At 64.2% G+C, this 20436-nt stretch carries 20 protein-coding genes; 15 read left to right on the top strand and 5 right to left on the bottom strand.

Features of this window, described 5'->3' with window-relative positions:
* Nucleotides 1-196: 196 nt before the first annotated feature.
* The 12 genes from tolB (at nt 197) to VOI21_RS19575 (ending at nt 12745) form a co-directional block, all read left to right on the top strand.
* Complete coding sequence (gene tolB / locus VOI21_RS19520) at nt 197-1522, top strand: Tol-Pal system beta propeller repeat protein TolB (RefSeq protein ID WP_323771635.1); 1326 nt, start codon at nt 197-199, stop codon at nt 1520-1522.
* A gap of 67 nt (nt 1523-1589) precedes the next feature.
* On the top strand, nt 1590-2111 hold the full coding sequence (gene pal, locus VOI21_RS19525) for a peptidoglycan-associated lipoprotein Pal (RefSeq protein WP_323771636.1): 522 nt from the start codon (nt 1590-1592) through the stop codon (nt 2109-2111).
* 3 nt (nt 2112-2114) lie between these two features.
* The gene (locus VOI21_RS19530; RefSeq protein WP_323771637.1) at nt 2115-2957 is read left to right on the top strand and encodes a tetratricopeptide repeat protein; all 843 of its coding nucleotides are present in this window, start codon (nt 2115-2117) and stop codon (nt 2955-2957) included.
* 16 nt (nt 2958-2973) lie between these two features.
* The gene (gene tilS / locus VOI21_RS19535; RefSeq protein WP_323771638.1) at nt 2974-4296 is read left to right on the top strand and encodes a tRNA lysidine(34) synthetase TilS; all 1323 of its coding nucleotides are present in this window, start codon (nt 2974-2976) and stop codon (nt 4294-4296) included.
* Nucleotides 4297-4373: 77 nt separating this feature from the next.
* Nucleotides 4374-6293 carry an ATP-dependent zinc metalloprotease FtsH gene (gene ftsH, locus VOI21_RS19540; RefSeq protein ID WP_323771639.1) on the top strand — a complete coding sequence of 640 codons (1920 nt, stop codon included), beginning with the start codon at nt 4374-4376 and terminating at the stop codon, nt 6291-6293.
* Nucleotides 6290-7105 (top strand): methyltransferase domain-containing protein, encoded by an 816-nt coding sequence (locus VOI21_RS19545; RefSeq protein WP_323771640.1) that lies wholly within the window; start codon nt 6290-6292, stop codon nt 7103-7105. Before ftsH ends, VOI21_RS19545 begins: the two co-directional genes overlap by 4 nt.
* Before the next feature lie 12 nt (nt 7106-7117).
* Nucleotides 7118-7702, top strand: coding sequence for an MOSC domain-containing protein (locus VOI21_RS19550; protein ID WP_323771641.1), 585 nt, complete (start codon nt 7118-7120; stop codon nt 7700-7702).
* 246 nt (nt 7703-7948) lie between these two features.
* Nucleotides 7949-9625 (top strand): formate--tetrahydrofolate ligase, encoded by a 1677-nt coding sequence (locus VOI21_RS19555; RefSeq protein ID WP_323771642.1) that lies wholly within the window; start codon nt 7949-7951, stop codon nt 9623-9625.
* A gap of 100 nt (nt 9626-9725) precedes the next feature.
* Nucleotides 9726-10040, top strand: a complete 315-nt coding sequence (locus VOI21_RS19560) for a chorismate mutase (RefSeq protein ID WP_323771643.1) — start codon at nt 9726-9728, stop codon at nt 10038-10040.
* Nucleotides 10037-10939 carry a bifunctional methylenetetrahydrofolate dehydrogenase/methenyltetrahydrofolate cyclohydrolase FolD gene (folD, locus tag VOI21_RS19565; RefSeq protein ID WP_323771644.1) on the top strand — a complete coding sequence of 301 codons (903 nt, stop codon included), beginning with the start codon at nt 10037-10039 and terminating at the stop codon, nt 10937-10939. The genes VOI21_RS19560 and folD overlap by 4 nt, the downstream gene beginning before the upstream one ends.
* 226 nt (nt 10940-11165) lie before the next feature.
* Nucleotides 11166-11636: an aminoglycoside 6'-N-acetyltransferase gene (gene aac(6') / locus VOI21_RS19570; protein WP_323771645.1), complete on the top strand. Its 471-nt coding sequence runs from the start codon at nt 11166-11168 to the stop codon at nt 11634-11636.
* Between the two features lie 221 nt (nt 11637-11857).
* On the top strand, nt 11858-12745 hold the full coding sequence (locus VOI21_RS19575) for an NAD(P)-dependent oxidoreductase (protein WP_323771646.1): 888 nt from the start codon (nt 11858-11860) through the stop codon (nt 12743-12745).
* Here the strand turns inward: VOI21_RS19575 and VOI21_RS19580 are convergent.
* Nucleotides 12742-13185, bottom strand: a complete 444-nt coding sequence (locus tag VOI21_RS19580) for a PaaI family thioesterase (protein WP_323771647.1) — start codon at nt 13183-13185, stop codon at nt 12742-12744. The two genes, VOI21_RS19575 and VOI21_RS19580, sit on opposite strands and share 4 nt — an antisense overlap.
* Nucleotides 13186-13315: 130 nt before the next feature.
* Between VOI21_RS19580 and VOI21_RS19585 the strand changes: the two genes are divergently transcribed.
* Nucleotides 13316-13585 carry a hypothetical protein gene (locus tag VOI21_RS19585; protein ID WP_323771648.1) on the top strand — a complete coding sequence of 90 codons (270 nt, stop codon included), beginning with the start codon at nt 13316-13318 and terminating at the stop codon, nt 13583-13585.
* On the opposite strand, the gene pdeM is transcribed toward VOI21_RS19585, so the two are convergent.
* The 3 genes from pdeM to VOI21_RS19600 form a co-directional block, all read right to left on the bottom strand.
* Nucleotides 13586-14266, bottom strand: a complete 681-nt coding sequence (pdeM, locus tag VOI21_RS19590) for a ligase-associated DNA damage response endonuclease PdeM (RefSeq protein ID WP_323771649.1) — start codon at nt 14264-14266, stop codon at nt 13586-13588. It lies immediately after the preceding gene.
* 81 nt (nt 14267-14347) lie between these two features.
* On the bottom strand, nt 14348-14758 hold the full coding sequence (locus tag VOI21_RS19595) for a hypothetical protein (protein ID WP_323771650.1): 411 nt from the start codon (nt 14756-14758) through the stop codon (nt 14348-14350).
* Nucleotides 14759-15164: 406 nt separating this feature from the next.
* The gene (locus VOI21_RS19600; protein ID WP_323771651.1) at nt 15165-17603 is read right to left on the bottom strand and encodes a ligase-associated DNA damage response DEXH box helicase; all 2439 of its coding nucleotides are present in this window, start codon (nt 17601-17603) and stop codon (nt 15165-15167) included.
* A 123-nt stretch (nt 17604-17726) separates the two neighbouring features.
* On the opposite strand from VOI21_RS19600, the gene VOI21_RS19605 reads away from it, so the two are divergent.
* Together VOI21_RS19605 and VOI21_RS19610 are read left to right on the top strand one after the other, a co-directional pair.
* The gene (locus VOI21_RS19605; RefSeq protein ID WP_323771652.1) at nt 17727-18803 is read left to right on the top strand and encodes a CaiB/BaiF CoA-transferase family protein; all 1077 of its coding nucleotides are present in this window, start codon (nt 17727-17729) and stop codon (nt 18801-18803) included.
* Entirely contained in the window at nt 18800-19468 is a 669-nt protein-coding gene (locus VOI21_RS19610) for a nitroreductase (RefSeq protein WP_323771653.1), read from the top strand. Before VOI21_RS19605 ends, VOI21_RS19610 begins: the two co-directional genes overlap by 4 nt.
* Before the next feature lie 4 nt (nt 19469-19472).
* On the opposite strand, the gene VOI21_RS19615 is transcribed toward VOI21_RS19610, so the two are convergent.
* A complete protein-coding gene (locus VOI21_RS19615) occupies nt 19473-20402 on the bottom strand; it encodes an aldo/keto reductase (RefSeq protein ID WP_323771654.1) in 930 nt (309 codons plus the stop codon).
* Nucleotides 20403-20436: the final 34 nt, after the last annotated feature.

Here is a 20436-nt window from a genome sequence, read left to right on the forward strand (position 1 = left end):
GTGTGGAACCGTGATGCGTCGGAGGACGTTCAACTCAGAAGGAAACCGCCAGAAATGAGCGGCTTCCTGCGCAAATTCCCCATTGCGCCACATGTATTGCCTGTTTTGCGGCAGGCTAAATCAGGATAGGTTAACGCAGGGCGGGCATAGACCCGCCGCATCCGGTCCGAGCAGCGCCCGAAGGAAGGTCCCCGAGATGATCGCACGCCTCGCCGCCCTGGTTTTTGTCTGTGCCACGGCGCTCTTGCCAGTGCAGGCCATGGCCCAGTCCGGCCCACTTCGTATTGAGATCACCGAAGGTGTGATCGAACCCTTGCCGTTTGCGGTGCCGGATTTCGTCGCCGAAAGCCCGGCGGCCGAACAGTTTGCCGCCGACATCAGCCGCGTGATTGCCGCTGATCTGACCGGCACCGGCCTGTTCCGGGAGATCCCGCGCGACGCCCACATATCGCGCGTCAGCAGCTTTGGCGCGCCGGTCCAGTTCGCCGACTGGAAGGCGATCAACGCGCAGGCGCTGATCACCGGGTCGGTCGCAGCAGATTCCTCTGGCCGGGTGGTGGTCAAATTCCGCGTCTGGGACGTCTTTGCCGGGCAGGAACTGGGGCAGGGGATGCAGTTCGTCTCGGATGCCAACGGCTGGCGTCGACTGGCGCATAAGGTTGCCGATCAGGTCTATAGCAGGCTCACCGGCGAAACCCCCTATTTCGACAGCCGGGTGGTCTTTGTCTCTGAAACGGGACCCAAGGACGCGCGCCAGAAACGGCTGGCGATCATGGATTACGACGGCGCGAGCGTACAGTTCCTGACCGACGATTCCTCGCTGGTTCTGGCCCCGCGCTTTTCACCGAATGGTGAGCGGGTGCTGTATACCAGCTATGCCACCGGATTTCCGCGTATTCATGTGTTGACCGTCGGCGACGTCAACAGCCGCATCCTTCAGGTCGGAGAGGGCGTGATGAGCTTTGCGCCCCGCTTTTCGCCGGATGGACGCATGGTGGTGTTTTCTCTGACCCAAGGGTCCAACACCGACATCTTTGCCATGGACCTCGCCTCTGGCGCGACGCGCCGGTTGACCTCTACTCCTTCCATCGAAACCGCGCCCAGCTTTTCGCCTGACGGCAGCCGTATTGTGTTTGAATCCGACCGGTCGGGCAGCCAGCAGCTGTACATCATGCCCGCCATGGGCGGAGAGGCGCAGCGGATCAGCTTTGGCGAAGGGCGCTACGGCACGCCGGTCTGGTCGCCGCGCGGTGACCGCATCGCCTTTACCAAGCAGAACGCCGGGCGGTTCCACATCGGTGTGATGCGCACGGATGGTGCCGAGGAACGTCTGCTGACCGCGTCTTTCCTTGATGAGGGGCCGACATGGGCCCCAAATGGGCGCGTGATCATGTTCGCCCGTGAGACACAGGGTGCGCAGGGGTCTTCAGCGCTGTATTCGGTTGATATCTCGGGGCGCAACCTGAAACGGGTGCGCACACCCGCCGGGGCCTCGGACCCCAGCTGGGGCCCCTTGCAATAACGTCAATTCCCATATGTTGCGTGTTGTGGTAAAACAGACGCAACGACCAGAGCAGGACCGCAAGAAAATGAAACATACGACTAAGGCCATTCTGTTGGTCGCGGCGCTGGCCACCGCAGCCTGTACAAATCCCGGACGTTTTGGCGGCCCGGACGCCAGCCGTGGCGCCGGCGGCCCGGATACGTCGACGATTGTGCCGGGCAGCGTGGATGATCCAAAGTCACCGGCCTATTTCGCGGCCCGTGTCGGGGATCGCGTGCTGTTTGCCGTCGATCAGTCCTCGCTGAGCCCCGAGGCGCGTGTGGTATTGGACGGTCAGGCGACCTGGCTGCAAACCAACCCGGATTACCTTGCGATCATCGAAGGCCACGCCGATGAGCAGGGGACACGGGAATACAACCTCGCACTGGGCGCGCGCCGCGCCAATGCGGTGATGGAATACCTTGTTGCGAAAGGCATCTCGCAGAGCCGTCTGAAGTTTGTGAGCTACGGTAAGGAACGGCCGCTGGAAATCTGCTCGGAAGAGGCCTGCTATGCCAAGAACCGCCGCGCCGTGACGGTGATTTCGGCCACCGGCTTGACGGGATAAGCCATGCTGCGGGGGATGGTGTTCGGGGCCTGCCTGCTGGCAGGTGGTATGACAAGCGGTCTGGCCGTGGCGCAACAGGGGCAGACGCTGGCCGATATAAAGCAGGACCTTGCGGTTCTGACGGTCGAACTGCGCAAGCTGCGCAGTGAGTTGAACACCACCGGGTCTCCCGCGCTGGCGGTCGGCGGATCAGCACTGGACCGGATCAACACCATCGAAAGCGAATTGCAGCGCGTCACCGCCAAGGCGGAGGAACTGGAGTTCCGTCTTGGCCGCGTGGTTCAGGATGGCACCAATCGGATCGGAGACCTGAAATTCCGTATCTGCGAGTTGGAGCCGGGCTGCGACATCGGCAAGCTGGGTGAGACCGATCCGCTGGGTGGCGATGCCGTGCCAGCCGCCCCGGTCGCACAACCGGCGTCGCCGCCCGCCACCGATGCCTTGCCGTTCGACGGCGAACTGGCGATCAGCGAAGAGGCGGATTTCCGGTCTGCGCTGGACGCCTTGGATCAGGGCGACTTTGCCGGTGCCGAGTTGCTGTTTGCGCAATTCCGCGAGACCTATCCGATGGGCCCGCTAGAGGCTGCGGCGCTTGTTGGTGAAGGCCGCGCGCTAGAGGGATTGGGCGACACGCGTGAGGCCGCGCGGCGCTATCTGTCGGCCTATTCCGGGTTTCCGGATGCCTCTGTCGCACCTGAGGCGTTGTGGCGTCTGGGTGATGCCATTGCCGCGCTTGGGTCGATCGACGATGCCTGTATCACGCTGGGCGAGGTCGCCGCACGCTATCCCGGATCGGACGCTGTGGCCAAGGCCGCAGCCAGCCGCCAACAGCTTGGGTGCCAATAGGCGGGTGCTTGCTTCGGTGAGTCTGGATCAAAGGTTTGCCGACGCAATGGGCCAGCGTCTTGGCCCGAATTTTCCTTCGGACATTGGCCTTGCCGTCTCTGGCGGCGGCGACAGCATGGCGATGCTGTATCTGGCGCACAACTGGACGCGGGTCTGGGGCGTGCGCCTGTGGGTCGTCACGGTCGATCACGGGTTCCGTCCCGAAAGCGCCGATGAGGCGGCGATGGTGGCCGAAGAGTGCCGCCTGCTGGGCTGGCCCCATGCGACGCTGCGCTGGCACTGGGACGGCACGGGCAACAAGATGGACGCGGCCCGCAGGGCGCGTCTGGACCTGATCGACCAATGGCGTGGCGGCGTTGGCCATGTCCTCATGGCGCACACCCGGGATGATCTGGCCGAGACCTTTCTGATGCGTCTGAAACGCGGATCAGGCGTGGACGGTCTGGCTGCGATGGCGCCACGACGCTTTGTGACGCCTTCCGGGTGTTCCAAAGGCACAGTCGATGGCGCAGGCCCCCCGGACGATCGGCGAAGTGCCGGTTTCGAGGTGATCCGCCCCTGCCTGGAAATAACCCGCGCAGAGATGCGCCACTATCTGCGCGTGCTCAAAGGGCGCTGGGTCGAAGACCCCTCAAATGATGACCCTGCCTATGACCGGGCACGCCTGCGCCGTCTCCTGCCCCTGCTGGAAAAAGAGGGCTTGGGCCAAGAGGTCCTGGCCGCCACCGCAGAGAGGCTGCGGGAAGAGGCGACAGCCCTGCGGCTGCGCACCGCCGAGGTCTGGGATGCGGTGGGCGCGCCGCTGTTGACGGCGGATGGCGCGGATACCGGCATCCTCAGTCTGGACCCGGACTGGACCCGGCAGTGTGACCCGGCCACGCAACGGCGGCTGCTTTCGGCGATGATCCGCTATGTTTCCGGCGCGGACTACGCCCCCCGGGCAGAGGCGCTGGAGGGCCTGCGTGAGCGGATGGCCAGTGGCGGGGGCGGAACGCTGCACGGCTGCGAGGTTATCCATCACAAGGGGCGTATCCTGATCTTTCGGGAATTTGCGGCGGTGGCGGAACCGACGCAGGCAGCGGCCTTGGTTTGGGATCGCCGCTGGCAAATCTCGCCTGCGATACCCGATGGCTGCAGCGTTCGAGCGCTGGGCGAAGACGGTTGGCAGCAGGCGCGGGACCGGCCCGACGGCGCGCCGCCGTTCCGTGCCGCGCTGTCACTGCCCTCGGTCTGGCAGGGCGAAAGGCTGCTGGCCTGCGACGGGCTGGGGCTTGGTCCCGGCCAGACCGTGCGCCTGTGTCGCGCGGACGGGGTTCGCGGCTTTGTCCTGTCGCATTGAACCCGTGTCCGTGATGTCTATGTTACACACCAAATCGCTGTGCTATGACGCACCAAAGTTTTCAAAGGAGTTCCCCCTTGGGTAACGCGAGAAACATCGCCTTCTGGGTCGTCCTCTTCCTGCTGATCCTGGCGCTCTTCAACCTGTTCTCGGGTGGCGGTACAACGTTGCAAAGCCGCGAGGTCAGCTATTCTGACTTCGTGCGCGCCGTTGAATCGCAGAATGTCAGTTCCGCAACGGTCGATGGCGAACAAGTACGCTATCGGACAGAAGACGGGCAGGACTATGTGACGATCAAACCGCAGGATGCGGAATTGACCAACCTGCTGCTGGACAACAACGTCCCGATGAAGGCCGAGGCGCAGGAGCAATCCGGCTTTCAGTCGTTCCTGCTGTCGCTGTTGCCCTTCCTGCTGCTGATCGGTGTCTGGATTTATTTCATGAACCGGATGCAAGGCGGTGGCAAAGGCGGGGCGATGGGGTTTGGCAAGTCCAAGGCCAAACTCTTGACCGAAAAGCATGGTCGCGTGACGTTTGACGACGTGGCGGGCATCGATGAGGCCAAGGAAGAGCTTGAGGAAATCGTAGAATTCCTGCGCAACCCGCAGAAATTCTCGCGCCTTGGTGGCAAAATCCCCAAGGGCGCGCTGCTCGTTGGCCCTCCGGGCACCGGTAAGACGCTGCTGGCGCGTGCGATTGCGGGCGAGGCGGGTGTGCCGTTCTTCACCATCTCCGGCTCCGACTTTGTCGAGATGTTCGTGGGCGTCGGTGCATCCCGTGTCCGTGACATGTTTGAACAGGCCAAGAAAAACGCACCCTGCATCGTCTTCATCGACGAAATCGACGCCGTGGGCCGTGCCCGTGGTCAGGGCTATGGCGGTGGGAACGACGAACGCGAACAGACGCTGAACCAGTTGCTGGTCGAGATGGACGGCTTTGAGGCGAACGAAGGTGTGATCATCGTCGCCGCCACCAACCGCCGCGACGTTTTGGACCCCGCCCTGCTGCGCCCCGGTCGTTTCGACCGTCAGGTGACGGTGCCGAATCCCGACATCAAAGGCCGCGAAAAGATTCTTGGCGTGCACGCCCGCAAGACGCCGCTTGGCCCCGATGTGGACCTGCGGATCATCGCGCGCGGTACACCGGGCTTTTCCGGTGCGGACCTTGCCAACCTCGTGAACGAGGCGGCGCTGATGGCGGCGCGTATCGGGCGCCGGTTTGTCACGATGGAGGACTTCGAGCAGGCCAAGGACAAGGTCATGATGGGCGCCGAGCGACGCAGCATGGTCCTGACCGATGAGCAAAAGGAAAAGACGGCGTATCATGAGGCTGGTCACGCCGTTGTGGGCCTGGCCTTGCCGCAGTGTGATCCGGTCTACAAGGCGACGATCATCCCGCGCGGTGGTGCCTTGGGCATGGTTGTCTCGCTGCCGGAAATCGACCGTCTGAACTGGCACAAGTCCGAGTGCGAGGAAAAGATGGCGATGACCATGGCGGGCAAGGCGGCCGAGATCATCAAATACGGCGAAGAGAACGTCTCGAACGGACCGGCGGGCGACATCCAGCAGGCCAGCGCGCTGGCGCGGGCCATGGTGCTGCGCTGGGGCATGTCCGACAAGATCGGCAACATCGACTACGCCGAGGCGCACGAGGGCTATCAGGGCAACACCGCTGGACTGTCGGTGTCGGCCCACACCAAGGAGATGATCGAGGAAGAAGTGCGGCGCTTCATTCAGGAAGCCTATGAACGCGCCTTCCAGATCCTGACCGAGCGTCACGACGAATGGGAGCGCCTGGCACAGGGTCTGCTGGAATTCGAAACCCTGACCGGCGACGAGATCAAGCGCGTGATGCGTGGCGAGGATCCGCACTCGGGTGATGACGATGGTGGATCAGGTGTGGCGGACGACAAACCCTCATTGACCGCGATCCCCAAGACCAAGCCCAAGGCTAAGCCGTCGGACGATGGCGGGATGGAGCCCGAGCCCACCGCATGAACGGCAAGACGCACAACGACTGGGACCCCGGGACCTATCACAGGTTCCGGGGTCAGCGTTTGCGTCCCGCACTTGACCTGCTGTCGCGCGTCGGACCTTTGCCCAAGGGCTGCGTCGTGGACCTTGGCTGTGGCGCAGGGGATGTCGGACCGGCCCTGCGCAAGCGTTTTGACCCGTCGCAAGTGGGGCAGCTGATCGGCGTTGACCGCTCGCCTGCAATGCTGGAACAGGCCAGAGAGCTGGCGATCTACGACCGGGTTGTCGAGGCAGACATTGCTGACTGGACTCCGGACGCGCCCGCCGCGCTGATCTTTTCCAACGCGTCCCTGCATTGGGCAGACAGGCACCAGACCCTGTTGCCCCGGCTTGTCTCGACGCTGGTGCCGGGGGGCACCCTTGCGGTGCAGGTTCCGCACCAGAACAATGCTCCGTCGCACCGCCTGTGGCGGACACTGGCGGATGAACTGTGCCCGGGCCGGTTGGAAAACGTCGCGCTGCCGTCCGTCCTGCTGCCGGCGCAGTATTATCATTTGCTCGAAACCTTGGGCGAGGTCAGACTCTGGGAGACGGAATATTTCCAGAAGCTGCCGCCGTCCGACGAGGGCCACCCGGTGCGTCGTTTCACCGAGGCGACGTATGCGCGCCCGATTTTGCAGGCCATGCCGGACAGGGAACGTGACCGCCTTGTGCGGGCTTATGACGAGTTGATCCCCAAGGCCTATCCGATGGCTGCGGATGGCAGCGCGCTGTTCCCGTTCCGTCGCTTGTTCTTTACCTTGGTGCGCGCAGGCTATGATGCGCCTGCGCTCTAGAAGGGGCCTTTGATGCCTGCCTTGAAACCGACCGACTTTACCGCAACCGTGACATGGCTGGGCGTTGTGACCGGCGATGATCGCACCGAACTGCTGGCCGAGCCGCGCGAGGCGCTGGACCTGACCTTTCAGGGGATCGCCGGATCGGTGCATGGCGGCGCGACACGGAAATCGTGTTCGCGGGTGCGCAGTCAGTATGCGCGTGGCACGACGATCCGCAATGAGCGCCAATTGAGCCTCATCAGCGCCGAGGAACTGTCAGAGATCGCCGCCAAGATGGGCCTTGAGGCCATCGATCCGGCGCGGTTGGGTGCGTCCATGGTCCTTAGCGGTCTGCCGGACTTCAGCTTTGTGCCGCCCTCGTCGCGGCTGCAGGCCCCGTCGGGGGCGACGCTGACGGTGGATATGCAGAACCGCCCCTGTCAGTTCCCGGCCAAGAGCATCGACAAGATCGCCCCCGCACAGGGCAAGGGGTTCAAACCTGCCGCCGAGGGACGTCGCGGTGTGACCGCCTCTGTCGCCCGCGAGGGCCGCGTGGCCGTGGGAGACGTGCTGCGCCTTCACATCCCCGATCAACGCGTCTGGCAACCGGAGTAGGACGCCGCTTTCCGGTCGCCCCGACTGACCGCTGCGCGGCCAGCGGCCCGCCCTCCAAGCCGCGCCCGGGGCCTCCGACGGACCCGGACGTTTCCGATGGGCGGCGAATTGCGCGTGGCGCGAACGATCCGCGCCGCAACATCGCCTGAATATGTCGGATTCGCTTTCGCAGCGGGGCAAGCGGCTCTGTATGCCTTGGGTCGAGAGATCACCGCCCCAATCGCCCCCAACAGGAAGCGCAGCAGCATGGCATTCAAGTCCGACATCGAAATCGCCCGCGAGGCCAACAAGAAACCGATTCAGGAAATCGGCGATCGCCTTGGCATCCCGACCGAACATCTGCTGCCATATGGTCATGACAAGGCAAAGATCAGCCAACCCTTCATCGACAGCGTTCAGGACCGCAAGGATGGCAAGCTGATCCTTGTGACCGCAATCAACCCGACCCCGGCAGGCGAGGGCAAGACCACCACCACGGTGGGTCTGGGCGACGGTCTGAACAAGATCGGCAAAAACGCGATGATCTGCATTCGCGAAGCCTCGCTTGGGCCGAACTTTGGCATGAAGGGCGGGGCTGCGGGCGGCGGCAAGGCACAGGTTGTGCCGATGGAGGAAATGAACCTCCATTTCACCGGCGACTTCCATGCGATCACATCGGCCCATTCGCTGCTGTCGGCGATGATCGACAACCACATCTACTGGGGCAACGAATGTGACATCGACCTGCGCCGCGTGGCGTGGCGTCGGGTTGTCGATATGAACGACCGCGCGCTGCGCAACGTGACGCTGAGCCTTGGCGGCGTGGCCAATGGTTTCCCGCGTGAAGGCGGGTTTGACATCACCGTGGCCTCCGAGGTCATGGCGATCCTCTGCCTTGCCAAGAACCTCAAGGATCTGGAACAGCGTCTGGGTGACATGATCGTGGCCTATCGTCGCGACAAGAGCCCGGTTTTCTGCCGCGATATCAAAGCCGAGGGCGCGATGACCGTCCTGCTCAAGGACGCGATGCAGCCGAACCTTGTGCAGACGCTGGAAAACAACCCGGCCTTTGTGCATGGCGGTCCCTTCGCCAACATCGCCCATGGCTGCAACTCTGTCATCGCCACCTCCACCGCGCTGAAACTGGCGGACTATGTGGTGACAGAGGCCGGCTTTGGTGCTGACCTTGGTGCTGAGAAGTTCATGGACATCAAGTGCCGCAAGGCGGGCCTGCGCCCCGACGCGGTGGTGATCGTGGCCACGGTCCGCGCGATGAAGATGAACGGCGGTGTCGCCAAGGCCGACCTTGGTGCCGAGAACGTGCAGGCCGTCAAGGATGGCTGCCCGAACCTTGGCCGTCATATCGAGAACATGAAGAAATTCGGCGTGCCGGCCGTTGTGGGCATCAACCACTTTGTCACCGACACCGACGCAGAGGTGCAGGCGGTCATGGACTTCTGCGCGTCGCTGGGCGTCGAGGCGATCCTGAACAAGCATTGGGAGTTCGGCGGAGAGGGCATCACCGAGACCGCCAAAAAGGTGGTCGAACTGTGTGAGGCCGGTGAGGCGGACTACCACCCGCTTTACGGCGATGACCTGTCTCTGACGGACAAGATCGAAACTGTCTGTAAAGAGATCTACCGCGCCGACAACGTGGTGATGGACAGCAAGATCCGCGGCCAGTTGAAGGAGTGGGAAGATCAGGGCTACGGCAAGCTTCCGGTCTGCCTGGCGAAAACCCAGTATTCCTTCACCACCGATCCAACCATGCGCGGCGCGCCGACCGGTTTCGACATTCCGGTGCGTGAAGTGCGCATTTCCGCCGGGGCCGGGTTCATCGTTGTGGTTTGCGGTGAGATCATGACCATGCCGGGCCTGCCGCGCACGCCTGCGGCGGAATCGATCCGCCTGAACGAAGAAGGTCTGATCGAAGGCTTGTTCTAAGAGTTTCGCCCTCTCCCGCACAGGGGGGAGGGCGGTGCGTTGCATGCCGGGTGTGTTATCGGCTACGGCGGGCAGGACCAGACTGCGAAGAGGAAACTTTATGGCTCGTCCTGCCCCCGACACCATCGAAACCATGGCTGACCTGCGGGTTTGCATCGACGAAATCGACAGCGCGCTGGTGGCTCTGCTGGCCGAGCGGGAGCGGTATACGGACCGTGCCCCGGACCTCAAGGCGCGTGAGGGCATCGCCGCGCGGGCTCCGCGCCGGGTTGATGCGGTCTTGGGGAATGTGCGGGAAAAGGCGCAGGCACAGGGGCTGGACCCGGACCTGGCCGAGACGATGTGGCGGATCATGATCGAGACGGTGATCGCGCGCGAAGAGCGGGTGATCGGCAAGGAAGGGATAGACGGATGAGCGCGACGGTGATTGACGGCAAGGCATTTGCGGCCACGGTGCGGGAAAAGGTGGCGGTCCACGTCGCGCGTCTGAATGAAGAGCATGGCATTACGCCGGGGCTGGCCGTGGTGCTGGTGGGCGAAGATCCGGCCTCTCAGGTCTATGTCCGGTCCAAGGGCAAGATGACCGTCGAGGTCGGCATGAACTCTTACGAGCACAAGCTGGCTATCGACACGTCCGAGGCGGACCTGCTGGCGCTGATCGACACGTTGAACACTGACCCTGCGGTGCATGGCATTCTGGTGCAACTGCCGCTGCCCAAGCATCTGGATGAGGATCTGGTGATCAATTCCATCGACCCGGCGAAGGATGTGGATGGGTTCCACATTTCCAACGTGGGTCTGTTGGGGACCGGGCAGAAGTCGATGGTGCCCTGCACGCCACTGGGGTGTCTGATGATGTTGCGGGATCATCATGGGTCTTTGTCTGGCATGGATGCGGTGGTGATCGGGCGGTCGAATATCGTGGGCAAGCCGATGGCGCAGCTGCTGCTGGGCGATAGCTGTACCGTGACAATCGCTCATAGCCGCACCAAGGACCTGCCGGATGTGGTCAGGCGGGCGGATATTGTCGTGGCGGCCGTGGGGCGGCCCGAGATGGTTCCGGGCGACTGGATCAAGCCGGGGGCGACGGTGATAGATGTGGGCATCAACCGGATTGATGCGGCTGAAAAAGGTGAGGGCAAGACCCGGCTGGTGGGGGACGCCCACTATGAAAGCTGCGCCGCGGTGGCCGGGGCGATCACCCCTGTGCCGGGCGGTGTCGGGCCGATGACGATTGCCTGCCTCTTGGCCAATACGGTCACGGCCTGCTGCCGGGCGAATGGGCTGGAGGAGCCCGAGGGGCTGACCGCCTGAGGGGCTGTCCACGCGTGGACAGGTTTCGGCCCTAGTGAAATCAAGGGGTTACAGAGGCGAATTTACGTCCGCTTAACCCTTGGGGGGAGGCAGGGCATCCTCTGGACGGTTGACAGATGCATTGCGACCCAACGCCCTTGCGGACATCCGTGAGGGCGTTTCCGTCCGGAAGATCGGCAGTGCGACCTGAGCGTTTCCCCCCGCCGACGTTAGCATTGCGGAGGGTATGGAAACTCGTAAAATTCGACGCATGCCAATACGGGTCGCCACGCAGTCGGATATTCAAGGTTGGGTTCAGCTTCGTGCCCAGCTTTGGGAAGACACGTCGCTTGATCAACACATGGAGGAGGCCAAGGCGATGCTCGCCAAATCTCCTCAAGACTGCATTGTCTTTTTGGATGTTGAAGATCGTGGCGATCTCCGTGCCTTTGCCGAGGGTGCATTGCGACATGATCACGTCAACGGATGCGACACGTCACCCGTCGCCTTTCTGGAGGGGATTTTTGTGCGCCCGCACAGCCAAGGGGCGGGTATTGGCAGGCGATTAGTGACGTCAATCCAGTCTTGGGCACGGGAAAGAGGATGTTCTGAACTTGCCTCCGACGCCCATATTGGCAATCTGGCGAGCCATGCGTTTCACCGTGCGTCGGGCTTTGAAGAAACGGACCGCGTCGTTTATTTCCGAAAATTGCTTTAGGCTGGCGCCCTTTCATAAGTCGGCTTTGGCGACGCAAACAGCGCACAACAACGCGGGTATGTGCCGGTCAAAACGCCTGTTTGGCGGGGATGTCCTGCTATGTGTCACGCACATCGCCACATCTGGCCCGAGCCTGCGTCCCCTTGTCTTTTCGCCCTCGCTCTCTGGCATTCGGCGGGTCAGCGCGGCATTCTGCGCCGAAATAGGGGAGGATTTTGACCATGCGTATTCTGTTTACCGGCGGTTCGGGCAAGGCGGGGCGGCATGTGGTGGCCTATCTGCGCGATCAGGGACACCGGGTGCTGAACGTGGACCAAGTGCCGCTGGACCTGCCGGGAATCGACAACCGCATCGCCGACATCACCGACGCGGGGCAGATGTATGACGTGATGCACAGCCTAGCGGGGCTGGATGAGCTTGAACCCGGCACAGGCGTGCCGAAATTCGACGCGGTTGTGCATTTTGCCGCCGTGCCGCGCATCCTGATCACTTCGGACAATGAATGTTACCGGGTGAACACGATGGGCACCTACAACGTGATCGACGCGGCGGTGAAGTTTGGCGTGAAGAAGGTGATCTTTGCCTCGTCCGAGACCACCTATGGCGTCTGTTTCGCCGATGGTGAGCGCAAGCCAGAGTACCTGCCGATTGACGAGGATCACCCGACGGTGCCCGAGGACAGCTATGCCATGTCCAAGGTTTGCAACGAAGTGACGGCGCGGTCTTTTCAGGTGCGGACGGGCGTGGATATCTACGGGCTGCGGATCAACAACGTGATCGAGCCGCATGAATACGCGCAGAACTTTCCGGCCTATATGGACGATCCGGACCTGCGGCGGCGCAATATCTTTGCCTATATCGACGCGCGCGATCTGGGGCAGATGGTGGACCGTTGCCTGCACACAGACGGGCTGGGCTATGAGGTGTTCAACGTCTCGAATGACGATCATTCGGTGGGGTTAAGCTCTGGCGAGCTGATCGCGCGGTATTATCAGGGCGTCCCGGTGAAGGGCGAGATTGGCGAGACCGAGACGTTCTTTTCCAATGCCAAGGCCAAGCGGATGCTGGGCTATCAGCCAGCGCACAGCTGGCGTGACGTGTTGGGCTAGGGGCGTTGGGCGGGGACGCGGACCATCGTCCCGATCAGACGGGCGATGTGGCGTTCCTTGCCCTGATCCTCGGCGTAGACATCGGCCTGTGTGACCAGCATCCGTTTGCCCGGTTTGATCACCGAGCCGCGCGCAATCAGGCGCTGGCCGCTGCCGGGGGCAAGGTAGTGGATCGCCATTTCCGAGGTGACAACCTCGCTGTCGGCATCCAGCAGCGACAGGGCGGAATAGCCCGCCGCGCTGTCGCCCACGGCAAAGGCCAGCCCGCCGTGGGCAAAGCCCTGCTGCTGTGACACCTGCGGCCCGATCGGCACGCTGATTTCGACCGCGCCGGGGGTGATGCGGAGCAGGGTTGCGCCAAGGGTGACAAGCATCCCCTGACGGTCAAAGCTGTTGCGGATGCGGGTTTCCAGATCGTCCATGCGCTTAGCGTTGCCCATCTTGTGCGCCGTGTGCAAGGGCCACTTGCGCCGGTGCTGCGGCATACCGATATCCGCTATCGTCCCGACACGATGCCGCCCGAGGGCGGCGGCGCGGCTCGGGGGCATGCATCATATGGAACACCGGGTTATGCATATTCTTGAGGGGGTTGCCGCGCTGTTGGCGGCGATTGGTCTGTATGTCTGGGCCTCTGGCCTGCATCACCGCCAGACCGCGCCGCGCTGGGCGCGCGGGCAGCTGTTTGCCAGTGGCATCGGGCTGCTGCTGGTCTGCATTGCGCCTGCGGCGGCGGGGCTGATTACCTTTGGTCTGGGGGAGCCGATGACATCGGCCTCATGGGTTGGGGTTGTTGGTCTGGCGCTTGCGCCGGTGGCGCTGTGGGCGGGGACGCGCGGCTAGTCAGGCGCGATGTATCGCGCGGCGGGGCATCGGTATGGCAACGGGGCGCGTGCCGGTCAGGATGGCCTGCGCCGCTTTGCCCATGAGGTCCGAAAGGACCGGGCTGTCACAGAACAGCCCGCCGGTATAGGCCCCGTAGGCGGGCAGGATCAGCCGGTCTGTGTCGAGCAGGAAACAGGGCCGGGTCAAGCTGCGCCCGCGCGCGGCAAGGCGTGCCTTGGGGTGGTAGTGGCCAGAGATTTCGCCGCTGGCCCCCGGCGTGGCGATGTGGCGAAAGATCAGTGGGCCATCGCGATGCTCGGCCCTATGCGCGCCTGTCAGGGCGACCGGGGCGGGATCGTGGTTGCCCGCGATCCACGTCCAGTCGCGCCCCGCCTGTAGTCGCGCGATCCACAGCAGATCGTCCTCTGGCAGATGCGCGTCGATGCCCGGCGCGTCAAAGCTGTCGCCAAGGCAGATCACGCGGGTTGCGCCTGTGGTGGCCAGATCCTGATCCAGCCGTTGCAGGGTCTCGCGTGTCTCGTAGGGGGGCAATTGCGCACCGCCCACCGCCGACAGCCGCGCGGATTTTCCCAGATGCAGGTCCGACACCACCAGCAACCCGGTCGCTTTCCAGAACAGCGCGCCGGAGGGTAATGCGCTGAGGTGGGTGCCGTGGAAGGTAAAGTGGTGGGTGTTCATGACCTGTTCTTGCCATGCCCATCGGGATGCCGCAAGGGGCGGTCAGGTGGTCAGGTGGTCAGGTGGTCAGGTGGTCAGGTGTCAGGCGGCCAGGGGCATCGCCGCCTCATTCTGTTCGGACAACGGCTCTGTCGCGGCGTCGCGCTCCCACGCGTCGATCAGCGCTGTTTCGGTGTGGCCGTTCTCTGCCAGAAGGGGCAGCGTGGCAGGCCGCGCGGCGCGGCGCTCTGTGGCCCGGCGGTCTGTGTCCGGTTCCCGCTGCGAGGCGACAGGCAGCAGGATGGTGATCACCACGGCCAAGGCAATCGCCGCCGCGCCACCGCCCAGCCAGCCAACCAGCAAGGCCCATCCCCAGCCCAAGCCCGACACCCGCGCACCCAGAGTGAGACCGACAAAACACAGCGTGTTCAGCGCGGAAATCGTGAGGATGTTGAGCACGCGAGGCGAGGCATCGTCCTGGGTGACGGTATCAATGTCGAGGCGAACGGTCATTTGACTGACTTTCAAATTGGCGACTTGGCGATGCTTCATGCGCCTTGACCCCGTGATCCGGGGCCACCGTTCTGGCCTTGGAAGAGGTATAGGCGCTCCGGTTCCGTAAATCGCGTGCCCGGTGGGATCAGGACCGGTGCGAATGGAGCGGCACCCTACCCGAAAGGAGGGGGCCAGCTGCCGGGTCAGCGCCCATATGGCGCCGGGGGTGAACCCGTCGATGCGCGCCAAGACCACGGTCAGCAGCGGCAATGACTGGTCGGTCAATGTTGTCTCACCCAGTCTGACCACATGTCCCTGAATGTCCTTGGCAGCGACGGTCAGAGCCGACAGCGGAGCAACGACGCGGGTGAGCACAAGGCGGTTGACCACCCCCGTTTGACCCGGATCAAAACGGGGGGCAAGTTCACCACGGCACGCGCCTTGGCGGTTTTGTCTCGACCTGCGCCAGACCGCTTTCGTTCAGGAGGCGGGTGACTTCCTCTTCCATCAGTCGTTCGTCGGCCGAGCCGCGCACCGGCACGCGCCCCGCCTCAAGGAACAGCGGCGCGGCCAGAGGGGTGACGCGGCTGAGGCGCAGATGGTCGATGCGGCTCCCGACGCGGGCGCTCATCTCTCTGATGCGGGCGAAATCGACCAGTCCGCGCATCGCCTCTTCGCGGGTGATCTGCATCAACAGGTGATCGGGGTCGTATTTCAGCAGCGTGTCATAGAGGATGTCCGAGGACATGGTGGCCTGCCGCCCGGTCTTGCGCTGCCCACCCACCTGCCGTTCGATCAGTCCGGCGATGGTGGCAGAGGCGCGAAAGGTGCGTTTCATCACGGCGTTGCCCGCCAGCCAACCGTCGAGGCCGTTTTCCAGCGCCTCCAGATCGAACAGCGGCGTGGGGTCCGTCACCGCGTCCAGCCCCCAGATCAGCGTGGCGTAGTCGGTGGCGACAAAGCCCATGGGGGCAAGGCCCATCTCCTCCATCCGTTTGGTCAGCAGCAGGCCCAGCGTCTGCTGCGCGTTGCGGCCTGCAAAGCCGTAGACCACCAGTTGCTGCCGCCCGTCGTGCGGAAAGCTTTCGATCAGCAGGCGGCCCGGTTCCGGCAGGCGCGAGACCTGTCTTTGCAAGCGCAGCCACTGGGCCGTGTGGGGCGGCAGGTTCGGCCAGTCGTCCTGTTGAAACAGGCGCAGAATGCGGTCGGAGAGTTGCGTGGAGGTGGAGAATTTGCTGCCCATGAAGGTGGCGATCTTGGGCTTGCGGCCCGGGTCGCGCGACACCTCGACCACCAGTTCGCGCAGGCCCTCATAGCGGACGATCTGGCCGCCAATCAGAAAGGTATCGCCTTTGGTGAGGCTGGCGGCAAAGCCCTCTTCGATCTCTCCCAGCGGTTTGCCGCCGCGTCCGCGCCAGCGCACCTTGAGCGTGTCGGTGTCCTGAATGGTGCCGATGTTCTGGCGGATGCGCACGGCAGAGCGTGGGTCGCGTAGCTGCCAGAGGCCGTCGGGGCGCTGTTGCAGGCGCTTCCACTGGTCGTAGGCGCGCAGGGCGTAGCCGCCGGTGGCGCAGAAATCGAGACAGGCGTCGAACTGCGCGCGGGTCAGAGCGGCATAGGGACCGGCGCCCTGCATTTCCGCGTAAAGGCTATCGGCGTCGAAAGGGCCAGAGGCGGCGGCGATCAGGATGTGCTGGCACAGCACGTCGCGGGGGCCGGGGCCGCGCGGTTCGCCGTCCAGATCATGTGCCTTGACCGCCTCTAGGGCTGCCAGACACTCGACCACCTCAAACCGGTTGGCGGGGACAAGGATCGCCTTGGATGGCGCGTTGTAACGGTGGTTGGCGCGGCCGATGCGTTGCACCAGCCGTTTGACGTTTTTTGGCGCGCCGACCTGAATGACCAGATCCACGTCGCCCCAGTCGATGCCAAGGTCCAGTGACCCGGTGCAGACGATGGCGCGCAGGTGGCCCGCAACCATGGCCTGTTCGACCTTCTCCCGCTGGCCCCGATCGAGTGAGCCGTGGTGGATGCCGATGGGCAGCGCGTCCTCATTCGCGAGCCACAGGTTGTGGAAATAGAGTTCCGCCTGCGCACGGGTGTTGTGAAAGATCAGCGTGGTGCGGTGTTGCTTGACCTGTTTCAGCACGGCGGGAATGGAATATTTGGCCCCGCCCCCGGCCCAAGGAGGGGCCTCATCCGTGATCAGCATGGAAATGTCGGGGTCGGGGCCGGGATCGGCTTGAAGGATCTCACAAGGTTGATCGCCGTGGGCCAGCAGGCGGGCGATGGCCTGCGGGTCCTCGACGGTGGCAGACAGGCCGACGCGGCGCAGATCGGGGCAGAGCGATTGCAGCCGCGCCAATGCGAGCATGAGTTGGTCGCCGCGTTTCGACTCGCTGAGCGCGTGGATTTCATCGACCACCACCCGTTGCAGGCCCGCGAACATGCGCGGCGCGTCCTCGTATGAGGTGAGCAGGGCAAGGCTTTCGGGGGTGGTCAGCAGGATGTGGGGCGGATCGGCGCGCTGGCGTTTCTTGCGGCTGGCGGGGGTGTCGCCTGTGCGGTCCTCGACCCGGATCGGCAGGTTTGCTTCCTCTATGGGGATCAGCAGGTTGCGCCGGATGTCGGCGGCCAGCGCCTTGAGCGGCGAGATATAGAGGGTGTGCAGGCCGGTGCGTGGGGCCTCGGCCAGTTCAGACAGGGTGGGCAGGAACCCGGCCAGCGTCTTGCCGCCGCCGGTGGGGGCGATCAGCATCAGGGACGACGCATCGGCGCGCTCCAGCATGGCGCGCTGGTGCGGGTGGATCTGCCATCCGCGCGTGTCGAACCAGTGTTGCAGAGCATCGGGGAGCCTCGTCATAGCCGAGACGTAACCCGGCAGCGGCAAAAGCAAAACATGGCATCGCGGGGAAGCGGGCTTTGGCACTTTCCTTCCGGGGTGGGATGCGGTGAAGTCGCGCCGGGAATTGGGGGAGAGACCGACATGCTGGCAGGTATTCGGATTGTAGAGTTCGAGGCGCTGGGGCCTGCGCCCTTTGCCGCCATGCATCTGGCTGATCTGGGGGCCGATGTGATCGTGGTGCAGCGCAAGGGCGGTGAGGGGAACCCGGCCAAAGGCGCGTCTGACCTGCTGGACCGGGGCAAGCGGGCGATTGCGCTGGACCTCAAGGGTGCGGGCGATCTGGGGGTAGCGCGGGCCCTGATCCGCAGCGCCGACGGTTTGATCGAGGGGATGCGCCCGGGTGTGATGGAACGACTGGGGCTGGGCCCCGAAGAGATACGCGCCGAACAACCTGCGTTGGTCTACGGGCGGATGACCGGCTGGGGGCAGGAGGGCCCGCGGGCGCGGCAGGCGGGGCATGACCTCAATTACCTCGGGCTGTCGGGGGCCTTGTTCTACGGTGGGTTGCCGGGGGCGGTGCCGGGGGTGCCACCGACGATGCTGGGCGATATCGGAGCGGGGGCGCTGTACCTGACGGTGGGGATGCTGGCGGGGCTGGTGCAGGCGCGGACCAGTGGCACAGGCTGCGTGGTGGATGCGGCGATTGTCGACGGGGCGCAGCACATGATGGCGCTGTTGCGCTCGCTGGGGACGGGGTTTGATACCGGCGCGCGGGGACGGTCGCTGCTGGACGGGCCGCATTGGTCGCGGTGTTATGTCTGTGCCTGCGGTGGGCATGTGGCTGTGCAGTGTCTTGAGCCGAAGTTCTACGCGCAGTTCCTTGAGATCATGGGCCTGGCGGATGATCCCGGGTTTGCGGCGCAGTTCGATCCCGATCAATGGCCGGCGCAGGCCGCGCGGTTAAGCCGAATTTTCGCCGAAAAGTCGCGTGAGTTTTGGGCGGAACGGTTTGACGGATCGGATGCCTGCGTGGCCCCGGTGCTGAGTCCGGATGAGGCGGCGCAGGACGCGCATATGGTGGCGCGGGGGCATGCGGCGGGCAGCGTGTTGCCCGCGCCGCGCTTTGACGGGGCGGTCATGCCGGTGGGCGACCCGCCGCGCCGCGGACAGGACGGCGTGGCGATCTTGCAGGAATTGACGGAAAGGGGGCTGCTGTGAGCCAAAGTGAGACATTTGCCGAGCTGTTGGGGGCGCGGTTTTCCTGCCGGGGGTTCCTGCCGGATCCGGTCCCGCGCGAGATCGTAAATTCGGCGCTGGGGGACGCGCAAAAAGTGCCAAGCTGGTGCAATTCGCAGCCCTGGCAGGTAATTGCGCTGTCTCAGGCGGAGACGGCGGATTTTGCCTCGGCGCTGTATGCGCATGTGGCCAGCGCCGCACACCAGAGCGACATTCCGTTTCCGGCGCGGTATGAGGGCATCTACAAGGACCGGCGCAGCATTTGCGGCTGGCAGCTGTACGATGCGGTCGGGGTGCAAAAAGGGGAACGCGCCGCATCGGGCCAGCAGATGCGCGAGAACTTTCGCCTGTTCGGCGCGCCCAATTTTCTGCTGATCACCACACCCAAGGCGCTCGGCACCTATGGCGTGCTGGACTGCGGGGCCTATGTCACCGGCGTCCTGCTGGCGTTGCAGGCGCGGGGCGTGGCCAGTTGCGCGATGGCCTCGGTCGCCGGGTTCGCGCCGTTTGTGCGCGCGCGCTATGGCATCGCCGAGGACCGCGACCTGCTGTGTGGCATCGCGCTGGGCTATGCCGATCCCGACCACCCGGCGAACCAGTTCAGGACCGACCGCGCGCCGATGGATGAGGTTGTGGACTGGCGCTGAACGCCTAGGCCTCTTCCAGCCGGTCGGTGGCCGGGGGCGGCGTGGGGCTGAGCGCCGACAGGCGGGCATAAAGCGCCTCGTCCAGCGGATAGCGCATCGCCGCCAGCGAGGGGGTCAGTTGGTCGGCATTGCGGGCCGACAGGATCGGGACGGGGCCAGCGGGATGGGCAGCCACCCAAGCCACTGCCAGCGTTGCCGGATCGGTGCCCAGTTCCTTGGCCACATCGGCCAGCGCCGTGGCGGCCTGATGCATTTCTGGCCGACCATAGCGGCTGGCGTACATCTTGTCCTCGGTCAGGCGACCCGCGCCGCCGCCAGTGTATTTGCCGGTCAACAGCCCGCCACCCAGCGGCGAGTAGGGCACCGGCAGGATGCCCTCTGACGCGCACATGGGCAGGATCTCAACCTCGGCCTGACGTTTCACGAGGTTGTACATCGGCTGGATCACGTCGATCCGCGTGCCAAAGCTGGCGGCCACGGCCTGCGCCTTCATCACTTGCCACGCGGCATAGTTGGAGACGCCGATATGGCGGATGTGGCCGTCCGATTGCAGGGCGGCCAGCGTCTCGAACGTTTCTTGCAGCGGTGTGTCGCCGTCCCAGCGGTGCATGTAATAGAGGTCGATCACCTCCATGTTCATGCGGCTGCGGCTTTCGTCCAGCGAGGCGCGGATATTGGCGCTGCTGGCGCCGCCGTCGAATTTGGCCTTGGTGGCGATAAACAGCTTTTCGCGCTCTGTGGCGGCGAAGCGCCCCAGCATCTGTTCCGACTGGCCGTCGGTATAGACATAGGCCGTGTCGAAATGGCCGATTCCCGCGGCGCGGCAGGCGTCAAACATGGCGCGGCTGTCCGCCTCGGAGGCGCGGCCGCCGAATTGCATACAGCCAAAGGCGAAGGGCGCGGGCGTGTCGCCCGAAATCGTTGTCAGGGTCATGGGGGGAGCCTGCCACGGCGGAGGGGGCAGGCAA

Source organism: Antarctobacter sp., assembly GCF_034670325.1.
Classification (GTDB): Bacteria; Pseudomonadota; Alphaproteobacteria; order Rhodobacterales; family Rhodobacteraceae; genus Antarctobacter.